Source organism: Escherichia sp. 10290, assembly GCF_030295155.1.
Taxonomy (GTDB): Bacteria; Pseudomonadota; Gammaproteobacteria; order Enterobacterales; family Enterobacteriaceae; genus Escherichia; species Escherichia coli_F.
Genome location: NZ_AP025741.1, coordinates 5,281,398 through 5,297,030 on the forward strand (window position 1 = coordinate 5,281,398; position 15,633 = coordinate 5,297,030).

General features: G+C 46.4%; 10 protein-coding genes and 1 pseudogene. 7 read left to right on the forward strand and 4 right to left on the reverse strand.

Annotated features, from left to right (window positions below; translation table 11 throughout):
* Window positions 1-29 precede the first annotated feature (29 nt).
* From pglX to brxL, 3 genes are all read left to right on the forward strand, one after another.
* Window positions 30-3,710, forward strand: coding sequence for a BREX-1 system adenine-specific DNA-methyltransferase PglX (gene pglX / locus QUE74_RS26245; RefSeq protein WP_064236803.1), 3,681 nt, complete (start codon window positions 30-32; stop codon window positions 3,708-3,710).
* Window positions 3,711-3,886: 176 nt separating this feature from the next.
* On the forward strand, window positions 3,887-6,484 hold the full coding sequence (gene pglZ / locus QUE74_RS26250) for a BREX-1 system phosphatase PglZ type A (protein WP_286332254.1): 2,598 nt from the start codon (window positions 3,887-3,889) through the stop codon (window positions 6,482-6,484).
* A gap of 10 nt (window positions 6,485-6,494) precedes the next feature.
* On the forward strand, window positions 6,495-8,579 hold the full coding sequence (gene brxL / locus QUE74_RS26255; RefSeq protein ID WP_001193073.1) for a protease Lon-related BREX system protein BrxL: 2,085 nt from the start codon (window positions 6,495-6,497) through the stop codon (window positions 8,577-8,579).
* A gap of 264 nt (window positions 8,580-8,843) precedes the next feature.
* Here the strand turns inward: brxL and QUE74_RS26260 are convergent, their stop codons facing one another.
* From QUE74_RS26260 to hha, 4 genes are all read right to left on the reverse strand, one after another.
* Entirely contained in the window at window positions 8,844-9,269 is a 426-nt protein-coding gene (locus tag QUE74_RS26260; protein ID WP_064143487.1) for a putative zinc ribbon protein, read from the reverse strand.
* Window positions 9,266-9,649 carry a putative zinc ribbon protein gene (locus QUE74_RS26265; protein ID WP_064236805.1) on the reverse strand — a complete coding sequence of 128 codons (384 nt, stop codon included), beginning with the start codon at window positions 9,647-9,649 and terminating at the stop codon, window positions 9,266-9,268. The genes QUE74_RS26260 and QUE74_RS26265 overlap by 4 nt, the downstream gene beginning before the upstream one ends.
* Window positions 9,650-10,030: 381 nt before the next feature.
* A complete protein-coding gene (locus QUE74_RS26270; RefSeq protein WP_064236806.1) occupies window positions 10,031-10,630 on the reverse strand; it encodes a YagK/YfjJ domain-containing protein in 600 nt (199 codons plus the stop codon).
* 235 nt (window positions 10,631-10,865) lie between these two features.
* A complete protein-coding gene (hha, locus tag QUE74_RS26275) occupies window positions 10,866-11,078 on the reverse strand; it encodes a hemolysin expression modulator Hha (RefSeq protein WP_000453333.1) in 213 nt (70 codons plus the stop codon).
* Window positions 11,079-12,032: 954 nt separating this feature from the next.
* On the opposite strand from hha, the gene QUE74_RS26280 reads away from it, so the two are divergent.
* From QUE74_RS26280 to QUE74_RS26295, 4 genes and pseudogenes are all read left to right on the forward strand, one after another.
* Entirely contained in the window at window positions 12,033-12,824 is a 792-nt protein-coding gene (locus tag QUE74_RS26280; protein ID WP_064236807.1) for a YagM family protein, read from the forward strand.
* Window positions 12,825-13,206: 382 nt separating this feature from the next.
* Complete coding sequence (locus tag QUE74_RS26285; RefSeq protein ID WP_000856891.1) at window positions 13,207-13,413, forward strand: helix-turn-helix transcriptional regulator; 207 nt, start codon at window positions 13,207-13,209, stop codon at window positions 13,411-13,413.
* 85 nt (window positions 13,414-13,498) lie between these two features.
* The gene (locus QUE74_RS26290) at window positions 13,499-14,071 is read left to right on the forward strand and encodes a hypothetical protein (RefSeq protein ID WP_001170555.1); all 573 of its coding nucleotides are present in this window, start codon (window positions 13,499-13,501) and stop codon (window positions 14,069-14,071) included.
* Window positions 14,072-14,327: 256 nt separating this feature from the next.
* A pseudogene (locus QUE74_RS26295) lies at window positions 14,328-14,474 on the forward strand (IS1 family transposase); the annotation flags it as partial.
* Window positions 14,475-15,633: the final 1,159 nt, after the last annotated feature.

The window sequence follows — 15,633 nt, forward strand, 5'->3', positions numbered from 1 at the left end:
GCACTCTGCTGCCCTTTGCAGGATTTTCTATGAATACCAATAACATCAAAAAATATGCCCCACAGGCCCGTAACGATTTCCGCGATGCGGTGATCCAGAAGCTAACGACGCTTGGGATCACTTCAGATAAAAAAGGCAATTTGCAGATTGCCGAGGCCGAAGCCATTGGCGAGACCGTGCGTTACGGTCAGTTTGATTACCCGTTATCGACCCTTCCCCGCCGCGAACGGCTGGTAAAACGCGCCCGTGAGCAGGGTTTTGAGGTGCTGGTTGAGCACTGCGCCTACACCTGGTTTAACCGCTTATGTGCAATTCGCTATATGGAGCTGCACGGTTATCTTGATCACGGCTTCCGTATGTTATCCCACCCGGAAACCCCGGCCGCGTTTGAGGTGCTGGATCATGTACCGGAAGTGGCAGAAGCTCTGCTGCCGGAAAATAAAGCGCAGCTGGTTGAAATGAAGCTTTCCGGTAATCAGGATGAAGTTCTGTACCGTGAACTGCTGCTGGGGCAGTGCCACGCCCTGCACCACGCGATGCCGTTCCTGTTTGAAGCGGTAGATGACGAAGCGGAACTGCTGCTGCCGGATAACCTGACCCGTACCGACTCCATTCTGCGTGGGTTGGTTGATGATATTCCGGAAGAAGACTGGGAGCAGGTAGAGGTTATCGGCTGGCTGTATCAGTTCTATATTTCGGAAAAGAAAGATGCCGTGATTGGCAAAGTGGTGAAGAGCGAAGATATTCCTGCCGCCACCCAGCTGTTTACGCCAAACTGGATTGTGCAGTATCTGGTACAGAACTCCGTTGGCCGCCAGTGGTTGCAGACCTACCCGGACTCGCCGCTGAAAGACAAAATGGAGTACTACATTGAGCCTGCGGAGCAAACGCCGGAAGTGCAGGCGCAGCTGGCGGCGATTACCCCAGCCAGCATTGAACCCGAAAGTATTAAAGTGCTCGACCCGGCCTGCGGTTCCGGTCATATTTTGATTGAAGCCTATAATGTGCTGAAAAATATCTACGAAGAGCGTGGTTATCGCGGGCGTGATATTCCACAACTGATTCTGGAAAATAATATTTTTGGTCTTGATATCGACGACCGCGCAGCACAGCTTTCCGGTTTTGCATTATTAATGATGGCTCGTCAGGATGACCGCAGAATATTTACCCGTGATGTGCGTCTGAATATTGTTTCTTTGCAGGAAAGCCTGCATTTGGATATCGCCAAACTCTGGCAGCAGCTCAATTTCCACCAGCAGGTACAAACCGGCAGTATGGGGGATATGTTTGCTGAAAATAACGCGTTAACCCAAACCGACAGCGCAGAATATCAGCTGCTGATGCGCACGCTGAAACGCTTTGTGAATGCAAAAACGCTGGGCTCACTGATTCAGGTACCGCAGGAAGAAGAAGCGGAACTGAAGGCGTTTCTCGATGCGCTGTATCGACTGGAACAGGAAGGTGATTTCCAGCAGAAGGCTGCGGCAAAAGCGTTTATTCCGTTTATTCAGCAGGCGTGGATTCTGGCACAGCGATATGATGCGGTGGTGGCGAATCCGCCGTATATGGGAAGCAAATACCAATCATTAAGTGTAAAAAAACATCTTAAAGATAATTTTACTGGTTATGATAAGGATTTATTTTCAGCCTTTATAGTCAGAAACTTAGAGCTTTCAAAACAAGGGGCTCAACTTGGATTCATGACGCCATTTGTCTGGATGTTTATCACTACGTACGAAGAATTAAGAAAAAAACTGATAGAGCAAGAAATTATTACATCGCTTGTGCAGCTTGAATATTCAGGCTTTGACGGTGCAACTGTGCCAATTTGCACATTCACATTACAGAAAGGTCATATTAACCATTTTACTGGTAGCTATATCCGCCTCTCTGATTTTCGTGGTGCATCAAACCAAGGTCCCAAAACTCTTGAAGCGATACAACACCATAATTGTGGATGGTTTTATGAAGCGCAGCCAGACAATTTTAAAAAAATACCGGGTTCTCCTATTGCATACTGGGTTAGCTCAGCCTTGATAAATTCATTTGTTGGTGCTAAATCTTTAAATGATATTTCTGATGTTAAAAGGGGAATGACAACGTCAAATAATGAGTTGTTTTTAAGATTTTGGCCAGAGGTTTCTCAGAAAAAAACTTCACTGTCATCTCTAAGTCATGAAGAAGCAGCTTCGTCTTTAGCTAAATGGTTCCCTTACAGTAAGGGAGGTGGGTATCGTAAGTGGTATGGTTATATGGAGTTCTTGGTAAACTGGGAGGAGCAAGGACGTGATGTCATCACTTATGCAAAATCTATTAATAGTTCCTATACGCGTACAATAGTAAATATTCCTTATTATTTTAAACCCTCCGTTGGTTTTTCATATATAACTAGTGGTCCGTTTAGCATGCGCTGGATCGAATCCGGCGCACTATATGACTCTGGCGGCCCAGGTGTATTTGCCGATGAAAAAACAAGATATTTCATCTTGGGCTGTATGAATTCTCAGCCTGCATCTTTACTTTTAAAATTACTTAACCCTACAATTAATTTGCAAATAGCAGATATTGTAAGGCTTCCATTACCAAAGACATTTCCTACCGAGATAGAGGATACTGTCAAGTCTCTTATTGATATTTCTAAAAGTGACTGGAATAGCTATGAAACATCGTGGGATTATAAAGTCAACCCTCTTTTAAAAACCCATAAAAAAAACATCAAAGATAGTTATGAAAAACTATTGGAAAGTGACTCTAATAAAGTAATGTTAATGGCAAGACTTGAGAATAAGAATGATAACTGCTTTATAAAAGCTTACGGTTTAAATGAGGAAATAAATCCCATTCACTCGGATAAAAATATCACTTTATTATGTAATCCTTTCTATCGATACAACGACTCGGATGAAAAAATAATTCAATTTCGAAAAAGATCGGATACAGCATTTGAATTTTTAAGCTATTCTATAGGCTGCATGATGGGCCGCTACTCCCTCGATCGCGAAGGCCTTGTCTACGCCCACGAAGGCAACAAAGGCTTCGCCGATCTCGTCGCCGAAGGTGCCTACAAAACCTTCCCAGCCGACAGTGACGGTATCCTGCCGCTGATGGATGACGAGTGGTTTGAGGACGACGTCACCTCTCGCATCAAAGAGTTTGTCCGCACCGTCTGGGGTGAAGAGCACCTGCAGGAAAACCTCGAATTTATCGCCGAAAGTCTCTGTTTATACGCGATCAAGCCGAAAAAAGGCGAATCTGCGCTGGAGACCATTCGCCGCTATCTTTCCACTCAGTTCTGGAAAGATCATATGAAGATGTATAAAAAGCGTCCAATCTACTGGCTATTCAGCTCCGGTAAAGAGAAAGCGTTTGAGTGCCTGGTGTATCTGCATCGCTATAACGATGCCACGCTGTCGAGAATGCGTACCGAATATGTGGTGCCGCTGCTGGCGCGTTATCAGGCCAATATCGATCGCCTGAACGATCAACTTGATGAGGCTTCTGGTGGCGAAACTACGCGTCTGAAACGCGAACGCGACAGCCTGATCAAAAAATTCAGCGAACTGCGTAGCTATGACGACCGCCTGCGTCACTATGCTGATATGAGAATCAGTATTGATCTCGACGATGGCGTTAAGGTTAACTACGGCAAGTTTGGCGATCTGCTGGCAGATGTCAAAGCCATCACCGGCAATGCCCCAGAGGTGATCTAAACCAGACGATGCGTTCCCCTGCCGCCGGGTTCTGCCCGGTGGCAAATACCACCGGGAAACGCGCCGCTGCTGGCATTTCTCCACCTCACTTCATGATAAAATGCGCCACCGTGTCAAAATCTCCTTTTCGCGTTTTGGCGCTTTCTTATTCATCGTAACAACATGGGATTGTGAACTTGCAAAATCAGGACTTTATTGCTGGCCTTAAAGCTAAATTTGCCGAACATCGCATCGTTTTCTGGCACGATCCCGATAAACGTTTTATTGAGGAACTGGAACAGCTCAAGCTTGAAAACGTTACGCTAATCAACATGACCCACGCGTCACAGCTGGAGGTGAAAAAACGCATCGAGATTGATGAGCCAGAACAGCAGTTCCTGCTGTGGTTCCCCCATGATGCGCCGCCTCATGAACAAGACTGGCTGCTGGATATCCGCCTTTACAGCGGCGAATTCCATGCCGATTTTGCCGCCATCACCCTGAACACGCTGGGCATTCCGCAGCTTGGCCTGCGCGAGCATATTCAGCGACGCAAGGCCTTCTTCAGCACTAAACGTACGCAGGCGCTGAAAAACCTGGTAACAGAACAGGAAGATGAAGCCTCGCTGGATAAGAAAATGATTGCGGTGATCGCTGGCGCAAAGACCGCGAAAACCGAAGACATTTTGTTCAACCTGATTACCCAGTACGTTAACCAACAAACAGAAGACGACAGCGAACTGGAAAACACGCAGGCGATGATGAAACGCCACGGTCTGGAATCGGTATTGTGGGAAATGCTCAACCACGAAATGGGCTACCAGGCAGAGGAGCCATCGCTGGAAAACCTGCTCCTGAAACTGTTTTGTACCGATCTCTCTGCCCAGGCCGACCCACAGCAGCGCGCCTGGCTGGAAAAAAATGTCCTGCTGACGCCATCCGGCAGAGCATCCGCCCTGGCATTTATGGTGACCTGGCGTGCCGATCGTCGCTATAAAGACGCTTATGACTACTGCGCTCAGCAAATGCAGGCCGCCCTGCACCCGGAAGATCATTACCGACTCAGCTCGCCGTATGATTTGCACGAATGCGAAACCACCCTCAGCATCGAACAAACCATTATTCATGCGCTGGTAACGCAGCTGCTGGAAGAGAGCACCACGCTCGATCGGGAAGCCTTTAAAAAATTGCTCTCTGAACGCCAGAGCAAATACTGGTGCCAGACACAACCTGAGTATTACGCCATCTATGACGCGCTGCGCCAGGCAGAGCGTTTGCTGAACCTGCGCAATCGCCACATCGATGGTTTCCACTACCAGGACAGCGCCACCTTCTGGAAAGCCTACTGCGAAGAACTGTTCCGCTTCGACCAGGCTTATCGCCTGTTTAATGAATATGCCCTGCTGGTTCACAGCAAAGGGGCGATGATCCTCAAGAGCCTGGATGATTATATCGAGGCGCTCTACAGCAACTGGTATCTGGCAGAGTTAAGCCGTAACTGGAACGAAGTGCTGGAAGCGGAAAATCGTATGCAGGCGTGGCAAATCCCTGGCGTGCCGCGTCAGCAGAACTTCTTCAATGAGGTGGTGAAGCCGCAGTTCCAAAATCCGCAAATCAAACGCGTGTTCGTGATAATTTCCGATGCCCTGCGTTATGAAGTGGCGGAGGAGCTGGGGAATCAAATCAATACCGAGAAACGCTTTACCGCAGAACTGCGCTCGCAGCTCGGCGTGCTCCCCAGCTACACCCAACTGGGAATGGCGGCGTTGCTGCCCCATGAACAACTTTGCTATCAACCAAGTAACGGCGACATCGTTTATGCTGATGGGCTGTCGACCTCGGGTATTCCTAACCGCGATACCATTCTGAAGAACTATAAGGGAATGGCGATAAAATCGAAGGACCTTCTGGAGTTAAAAAACCAGGAAGGGCGAGACCTTATTCGCGATTACGAAGTGGTGTATATCTGGCATAACACGATTGATGCCACCGGCGACACGGCATCCACGGAAGATAAAACCTTCGAAGCGTGCCGCACGGCGGTGACTGAACTGAAAGATTTAGTCACCAAAGTAATCAACCGTCTCCACGGCACACGCATTTTTGTTACGGCGGATCACGGTTTCCTGTTCCAGCAACAGGCGCTTTCGGTTCAGGATAAAACCACTCTGCAAATTAAGCCGGAAAACACTATCAAGAACCACAAACGCTTTATTATCGGCCATCAGCTTCCCGCCGATGATTTTTGCTGGAAAGGTAAAGTAGCAGATACCGCAGGCGTGAGCGACAACAGCGAGTTCCTGATTCCGAAAGGGATCCAACGCTTCCATTTCTCTGGCGGCGCGCGCTTCGTTCATGGCGGCACCATGTTGCAGGAGGTTTGTGTTCCGGTATTGCAGATAAAAGCACTGCAAAAAACCGCCGCAGAAAAACAGCCGCAGCGCCGCCCGGTGGATATTGTCGCTTACCATCCGATGATTAAGCTGGTGAACAATATCGATAAAGTGAGCCTATTGCAGACGCATCCGGTGGGCGAACTTTATGAACCGCGTATCCTGAACATTTACATTGTAGATAACGCTAATAATGTGGTGTCGGGCAAAGAGCGCATCAGCTTTGATAGTGATAACAACACCATGGAAAAACGCGTACGCGAAGTTACGCTGAAGCTGATTGGCGCTAACTTCAACCGTCGCAATGAGTACTGGTTGATACTGGAAGACGCACAAACGGAAACGGGGTATCAGAAGTACCCGGTCATTATCGATCTGGCGTTCCAGGATGATTTCTTCTAAGTGAGGCGATATGCAAACCCATCATGATTTACCTGTTTCAGGCGTATCCGCAGGGGAAATAGCCTCCGAGGGTTACGATCTGGACGCCCTGCTGAACCAGCATTTTGCTGGTCGTGTGGTGCGTAAAGATCTCACCAAGCAACTCAAGGAAGGGGCAAACGTCCCGGTGTATGTGCTTGAGTATCTGCTCGGCATGTACTGCGCCTCTGACGATGACGACGTGGTCGAGCAAGGGTTGCAAAACGTTAAGCGTATTCTGGCTGATAACTATGTGCGCCCGGATGAAGCAGAGAAAGTGAAGTCGCTGATCCGCGAGCGTGGTTCGTACAAAATCATCGATAAAGTGTCGGTGAAACTGAACCAGAAAAAAGACGTTTACGAAGCCCAGCTTTCTAACCTCGGCATCAAAGACGCGCTGGTGCCATCACAGATGGTTAAAGACAACGAGAAGCTACTGACGGGCGGTATCTGGTGCATGATTACCGTTAACTATTTCTTTGAAGAAGGGCAGAAGACCTCACCCTTCTCATTGATGACGCTCAAGCCTATCCAGATGCCGAATATGGATATGGAAGAAGTGTTCGATGCGCGTAAACACTTTAACCGTGACCAGTGGATCGATGTGCTGCTGCGCTCGGTGGGTATGGAGCCCGCCAATATTGAGCAACGCACCAAATGGCACCTTATCACCCGTATGATCCCGTTCGTGGAGAACAACTATAACGTTTGCGAGCTGGGGCCGCGTGGCACCGGTAAAAGCCATGTGTATAAAGAGTGTTCTCCTAACTCCCTGTTAGTTTCTGGCGGGCAAACGACCGTTGCCAACCTGTTCTACAACATGGCCAGTCGCCAGATCGGCCTTGTTGGCATGTGGGATGTGGTAGCGTTTGACGAAGTCGCGGGGATCACTTTCAAAGATAAAGACGGCGTGCAAATCATGAAAGATTATATGGCGTCAGGATCTTTCTCTCGCGGCAGAGATTCGATTGAAGGTAAAGCGTCGATGGTTTTCGTCGGCAACATTAATCAAAGCGTAGAGACACTCGTTAAAACCAGCCATTTGCTGGCGCCATTTCCGGCTGCGATGATTGATACTGCATTTTTCGACCGCTTTCATGCCTATATTCCCGGTTGGGAAATCCCCAAAATGCGCCCGGAATTCTTTACCAACCGTTACGGGCTGATTACGGATTATCTCGCTGAATATATGCGCGAAATGCGCAAACGCAGTTTCTCTGATGCGATTGATAAATTCTTTAAGCTGGGTAACAACCTCAACCAGCGTGACGTTATTGCCGTTCGACGTACCGTGTCGGGGTTGTTAAAACTCATGCATCCCGATGGCGCGTACAGCAAAGAAGATGTGCGAGTCTGCCTGACCTATGCGATGGAAGTTCGTCGCCGCGTGAAAGAGCAACTTAAAAAACTGGGCGGTCTGGAGTTCTTCGATGTGAACTTTAGCTACATCGATAACGAAACGCTGGAAGAGTTTTTTGTAAGCGTACCGGAACAGGGCGGCAGCGAACTTATTCCTGCCGGAATGCCAAAGCCGGGCGTTGTGCATCTGGTTACTCAGGCAGAAAGCGGCATGACCGGGTTGTATCGTTTCGAAACGCAGATGACTGCCGGTAATGGTAAGCATAGTGTATCGGGTCTGGGTTCAAATACCTCCGCGAAAGAAGCTATCCGCGTCGGTTTCGATTACTTCAAAGGCAATTTGAATCGGGTAAGCGCGGCCGCGAAATTCTCCGATCATGAATATCACCTTCATGTCGTTGAACTGCATAATACTGGCCCAAGCACCGCAACCAGTCTTGCTGCGCTTATCGCTTTATGTTCGATATTGCTGGCAAAACCGGTGCAGGAACAGATGGTGGTGTTGGGCAGTATGACGCTTGGTGGGGTAATTAACCCGGTGCAGGATCTTGCCGCCAGTTTACAGCTCGCCTTCGACAGCGGTGCAAAACGGGTTCTGTTGCCGATGTCCTCGGCTATGGATATTCCAACGGTTCCGGCAGAGTTATTTACCAAGTTTCAGGTGAGTTTTTACTCAGACCCGGTTGATGCTGTTTATAAGGCGCTGGGTGTGAATTAACGTAGTAACTATTTTAATGAACTGGAGAGGACAATGGCTCAAGAACGTTCTGTAATTAAATTCATCAGACCTTGCCTCTCCATTCATGAATATAAAAATACTTACATCTGAGTATTGTTGGCTGTGTTTGAATAAAAAGAGAGCTGTTCAAATAAGCCTGTATAACTGTTCTTTACAAAAAATGGAGGAGCTATCAGCTAATTCAACACTGGAAGATGTTCGTCGAGTTGGATTGAACGCCCTGCGCAGACCGGGCATTTCGGATTAAGTGCTCGCACTTCCACAGTCCTGGAACAAGTCTGGCTGGTAGCTGTAAACATACTTTGTACATACCGCTCTGGAATAGATCCCCGTGCCACAGGCTTCACAGAACTTTTTCCCGGGAAAATGCTGCCCGCACATCACACAATGCCACTCCAGCACGACAGGTAATGGCGAAAAAAACATCGCCATATCATCAATGTAAGGATGGGATTTTTCCGGATTCAGCACCACACAGGCCGCCTTCTGTTGCTCGCTCAGGGCATGTAAATCATGCTCAAACCACGCCCCCTGAGCATCTGTCTGCAAAATCAACCGACCACGACAGGAAAGGCAGAAACAATGCCTGATATTTCTGCTGAGCGCAGAATCGGCACTGATAATGTGCTCACCCGGCGTGATCCCCAGCCCCGTTTTTAGACCGTTCATCCTGCCACTGCCTCCTCACTGAAACGCCCTGTATGACAGTGTGTGCAGTACCGCTCCCCATAATAATCGTGCTGGCATTGTCTGCAGTGCCAGCTGGCTTTACGCACCACGGGTAAGGCATCCGGTACGAATTGCTGCAGACGTTTAATCAACTGTATTTCTCTGCGCTCCGGCCTGACATAAGGGCACTGTTGACCGTGCTCTGTCAGTCTGTCGTCAGTGTGTTCAAACCAGGGAAGTTCAGTTTCGTATTGCGGATGGTATCTGAGTGCACTGCCACACAAGTGGCAGGTGTAGTTAGCATAAGGTGCGGCCTGTGCAGTACGGGCACCGGTCAGGCGTCCGTTGCCATCGAATGCGAGAAAAGATTTTGCGTACATCGTCATATTCCTCAGCCGCCAGACGACACGCAGGCAGCAACCGTCCCGGTACGGGCAGCGTGGTCAGGGTGTGAATGGCGGTTCAGTTAAAAATCTGGAATGGGGTTAAGGTAAAACAGGCAGGCTGCTGTTACAGCACTGTGGTTGTCACACAATGGCCCACCGACGTAAAAAACTGTCAGCAAGCAGAGATGGACATCCAGCGCATGCAGCACCGTTGCAGCCATCAGGGGTTTTACTGGTGTGTCATGTATGGTTAAGTCTCCGTATGGTTTCGTTCATACGGAGTAACCACATCGTAAAAAATGCATAGTGCCTCTGAAGTAGCCTCCGGAACCGACTGCAAAGATTAGAGCCAGTCCGCAGTTGTCGCTCAGAACCTTATACCTGAGAACATATCCCCGGCAGGGTGCTGTCCAGTCGCGGTCGCCCCCGGTGACTTTTTTCAGGAAGCCTGCTGCAACCAAGAACGATGCCACATTCTTTCTGTTCTCGTTTGGCAAGGTAGCTAATGGCATAGCGTAAAGCATTCACCGCTTTGTGGTCTGAATAGTGAATGACGTGGTTAATGTTTACCGGATAATTTTTATTAAACCGGCACCAGTGGTAGTAACCATCACCCTCGGTAACCCGCCTCCAGATATCTCCCATCAATCTGGATACCAGATACGAACTCCTGTGGCTCTGACCGTTCAGATAGCCCACAAAATGAATGTGAAGCCCTTTACGTTCCGTATATTCCATTACCCAGGCATACCCGACCAGTTTATCTCCCACCTCGTTAATCAGTTGCAGCATCTCCGCGCACATGGCGTACCTGCAGGCGCATCCGTAGCTGAATGTGTTTTTTCGGTAAGCAAAATCCATTCTGAACGGTAACAGCTTCGAATAGACCCCGAATAATGAATCCAGATGCTGATTAAAGTGCGTCAGGAGCTGGGGATCCATTTCGTAACCGGGATTGGCATTGTAAGTATTCATGTTTCTTCCTCGTGTTCTGTAACACAGGAAGAAGCGCTGGCGTAATTTTTGAAGAAAACGTTATCGCACGGAGACGTGCAAGTTCACAACTCCCCGGGCGCCACAGAGGAAGTGAGACCACACCCGGGTAGCAGAACCATACATACAGAGAACGGCATACGTGACAGTCAATCACAGCGCAGATAACTTCTGAAGTGATGTCATTGTGACGACTGTACTTCATCAGAAACATTTATCAGGTAACATATTTCCAGACTGAAGCGGGAACACGATCGTAAAGTTTGTTCATGGTCAGTTCTGCCAGCCGGTGATCGACCGCAGAGTTGAAAGCTTCCAGCTCCGCAGGGGTAAGTTTATAACGCGTGTGGGAAATCACTTTTTCCAGTGTCTCCCGGGATGAACAACGACGAAACTGATATAGCCAGTCTTCTTTGGTCTTAACTTCCATTATCCTCTCGTTATTTTGTGCTGTGATTAACGTTAACATAATACCGTTAGAATAACGTATTCTGACGTCATCCCGGAAGTCTTTCCACTTTCCTGTCTCTTCGATAATCAAAATATTTTAAATGCTGAAGGCATAACGCCATAACCAGATATTACAAGTAACATAGCGTTACACGTATTAATGCATTACAGAAGTAACAGAGGCAATCGGATAGTAAACAACACTCCGGAAGGCTGTTTAATGGCATAAGGTATACTTTTTTACGAGTAAGATTATGTATTACCACTAATACTCATCAGGTGAGTTGCAAGAGCAGATCATTAACAGTTCTCCCTCAACCACCGTTATCCACACTATTGACACTGACGATTCATACTCTTATTTAGCCAGAATAGCCTCCACACAACAGGCATTACTTAACAAAGTACATTACAGTCAGTGTGTGTACATGACAGATTTATATTCAGGTGTTACGAGATTACATTACAGCAGAGAGAGTTAAGGACAGAGTTACAAGTACTACTACAGAGAATATCTCTGTACAGATACTTCTATGAGCATATCTTTATGAGAGATCCGTCTACAGGATTGGGTTACAAGGTGGAATTACAGAATTACAGGGTTCATTTACATAACCATACTTCTATAAATAATACTAATTAACCTTAATTATTTTTTAATAGTACATGAACTGCCTGTAGCTGTAACGACAAATCACCCAAAATGAAAAATACTGGTTATCACGGTTCAGAGAACTCGTATAAGTACCTCCCCCCTGAGCAATGCTTCATTTTCTGTGGTTCTATGTGATAGAGTTATGCTGAGTACAGTGGCAGTAACCCTGCTTTCCACCACTCAATGACAAAACACACAAAAAATTAATTATATGAATTAACAGTGTTTTTTATGGAATGTTATGCATATCAACCAATATGATTAACAGAAAACTTCATCATGACAACACGTATAACTTTCAATATGACCAGTGATGAGACGCTGCGAATTGTGGATGAGTACTGTCATACCCACAAACTTTCGCGCTCTAAGGTAATCGACGCATTACTCAGCGCCACAGCACCTGTCCTTAACGATATTAACTGTTATTATCAACTTGCAGGCAAACTGCAGTCACGCTTATTAAATGGAGTGTATCAACGGGATCTTCCTCACAAACGCAATGTCGTCAGTGCAGAGAAGTATTGTCTGGAAATCTGGGAAAACAAACTTTTCACCAGAAGAATCCTGGAGTTTGACAGTTCAAATGGTGTTCTATACGCGCTGAAACATAAAAGACACTATCGCCGGGATAAGATGATTGGACGGGTTGAAAGCCGGCGTATCAAAGACATTTGCGAATACCAGATGCAACTGTCCGGGGAGAAGGCAAAATATGCCTGTTTTATTTATATTGAAAGAACAATATACAATCACGATAATCCATCCGGTGAAACACCTGTAAAAGCGGCTGTTGGTAATGCAGTCATCCTGCTGGCAAAAGACGTGATATATGACGAGTACTTTTTTGATCTGCGGCAGTCATTTTTCGTGAGCGTTAAAGATTTGATGGCCTCTGGCGCAAAAGGTATTCCGGAGACACAGAAATATCCGGACGTTTATTGCTGGATCCCGCTTTTCTCCATAAATTCCGGCGTGGTCATTACCCCGGTCTATAAAATTGATCCCCGGAAACCCTTAACGGTAAAAAAACCGGATCAGATCACTGTTGTTTGTAATTACAGAGAATAATTTCAGTCTTCTCCGTTCACCGCAACAGTGTTTACCTCTGCTTTATCTTCCGTTCAGTAAATACAAACCACCGCTCTGGCAGGTACAGGGCGTGGTTTATCTCCGATACTCCCCTGCGCAGTAATAATCATCACTGAAAATACTGATCCCGTCACGGCAAAACGCCATCCCATATTCCGGCAACACAAAATCATCTTCCGTTTATACCGGCTTCACTGACAAAACAGACAACCTGTATTGCCTGTACACAACAGTTTCTCTCCTGGCAGGAATATTCCTCAACTTTTTTACGTTTCTCCCCGGTTGTTATGCCGGTGAAGGTGGTGCGTCGTTTTCATCACCAACGCCGGTTGAGATTAACAACATCCGGAGGAACATTTTCATGAAGACCCCAGTTTCGCTGATGGATGACCAGATGGTCGACATGGCGTTTATCACTCAACTGACCGGCTTAACCGATAAGTGGTTTTATAAGCTCATCAAAGATGGTGCCTTTCCGGCCCCCATCAAACTCGGCCGCAGCTCCCGATGGCTGAAAAGTGAAGTGGAAGCCTGGTTGCAGGCGCGTATTGCACAATCCCGTCCGTAATTACTGACCGTTATCCGTTCAACCGCAGCGAATACACTATCCGGCCTCCGGAAGCATTCTGCTGCGTGCTAAAGGAGAGAATATTATGCAAAAACTTGAAAACCGGTGTGATCTGCTGCTAATTCAGCATCAGAAATGGATGGCAAGTGTAACCCGGTTTATTGTCGCTCATGGAATGGGCTCTCCGCATCTTCATGGTTATCACCGCCTGACCCTGGCCCACTTTTTTCTACCGGAAAAAGGCACCATCATCTCAGTGGCACCACAGGGACTCTATCAGGTCGTCAACCCGGGAACGCCACCGTTCATTCCTGCCATTCAGGAAGGGTTAATGACCAGCATTCAGACCCATGAAATCATGCTGCTTACGCATTTTAATCTGGGCGGCGTTTTACTCAGTGAGCTACATCGTCTGGGCGAAAGCCGGCTGGCAAACAGGCTGAACAGTCTGCTCCGGCGTTTCGAAGATCGCGATCTCTACCACACGCTGATATGGCTGTGCTGGTATGATCTGATGTGTGCCCACTCCATGCAGCCCTGGACTGAAGAGTTAAAGCATAAATCACACGCAGAGCTTGAAAGCTGGGCTGTGGCGCGCAAACGGGAAAAGCGCGAGCTTGAACTGATGATTGACGAGTATCTGTTATACGCCTGTTGATTCATAACGCTCCCGGGATTCCTTCCTCATCGTTGCACACAACCGGACGGCTATCTGTGGCAGTCCGCCAAATGACCCTCGCCGCATTTCGTTCTGCTGAAAACGGTACGTAGCCAGTGATACCGGAATTTCCGGAGAGGGTCGCAGGTATATTGCTTCTGTGCAATTGATGCTTATTTACATTGGATGTGGTTATTTCTGCATCCAATGCTATCGGAAAGAGATCAACCAGCAAATGGTTCCTCAAATCGTATTGATATTTACCCGGTGCATTGAGCACCTCCATCTGACACTCCGTTCCCGCATCAAACGGCTGAACCGGAAAACGATTTGCTTTTCACGCTCCGTGGAAATTCACGAAAAAGTTATTGGGTCATTCATCGAAAAACACATGTTCTGCTGACTGGAGCCATCACCCGGAAATATACGTCAACTGAACAATAACGATTTTTTCTTTATGGGATCCCATACACTTTCCCATACCCCTCTGAAAATCAGTCATCAACTCACCAACACATCTTCTGAAATCTGTATTAAACTTATTGCTTAAATAGATGATATAACACATCTTCCATTGCACGGAATCAGCGAAAACTGTCATTCTGGCAATCTTAACAAGATCATTTATCGGTTAATTTTATCAGTAAACAATGGAATATCACACTGATAAAATGAACATTCAGGGTAAGATGATAAAATTCACATAAAAAATGCTGAAGATTATTTATTTCATGCAGATAAACGATAAAATACAAGAGAGTATATTTTTCAGTGTAAGAGTCAATCGTTCATCTCCACTGACGATCACGGTCAGCACATAAACAAAGTGAGTCCTCCTGCTTAGTCATTGCGTATCAGAAACTAAAAAACAAAAGATTCTGTAAACAACGTGACATTTTTTATGACATTTCCCGAATACAGATATATCAACAAACAGTAGTCAGCGTTGAATTAATAAGTTTTACAGGGCTATACGTATCTTATAAAACCACTCAACGACCATCATCACCTGACTATTTAGCGGGAGTATCATCTGTATAAATCCCTAAATAATAACACCTGTTATTAAAATAAGAATGCTGTCAGCAGTAAATTATTAACATAACACCTGTCCACTCTATCTGTTCTTCTAACTCAACCGGCATCGAAAATATTGCCTGATTAGTGCATCATAGCCTTCTTTTTTCTTTCCCGACCATCAAAACAAATACAACATTTACAACCACACAATAAAACAAAACTAAAACAAAACTAAAACAAAACTAAAACATAAGATTAACAACACCAATCAACAGGAAAACACTGAATATTGAGGTGCCCTGTAACCTGGAGAGCGCATACGGCGCATGTGATCAACACAGCCCATTCTTTTCTGTCATCCCCCAAATGCAGAACAAACAAGCATAACCTAATGAATATAAAATAAAATATTATTTTTCACCATCATAAAAACATCAATGTATCTTTATATAAAAACACTGATAACATGACATAAACATTTAAAAACATAAACAAATCACAACAAAAACATTTGATAATCACTTAGTGACAAAATAAAATTG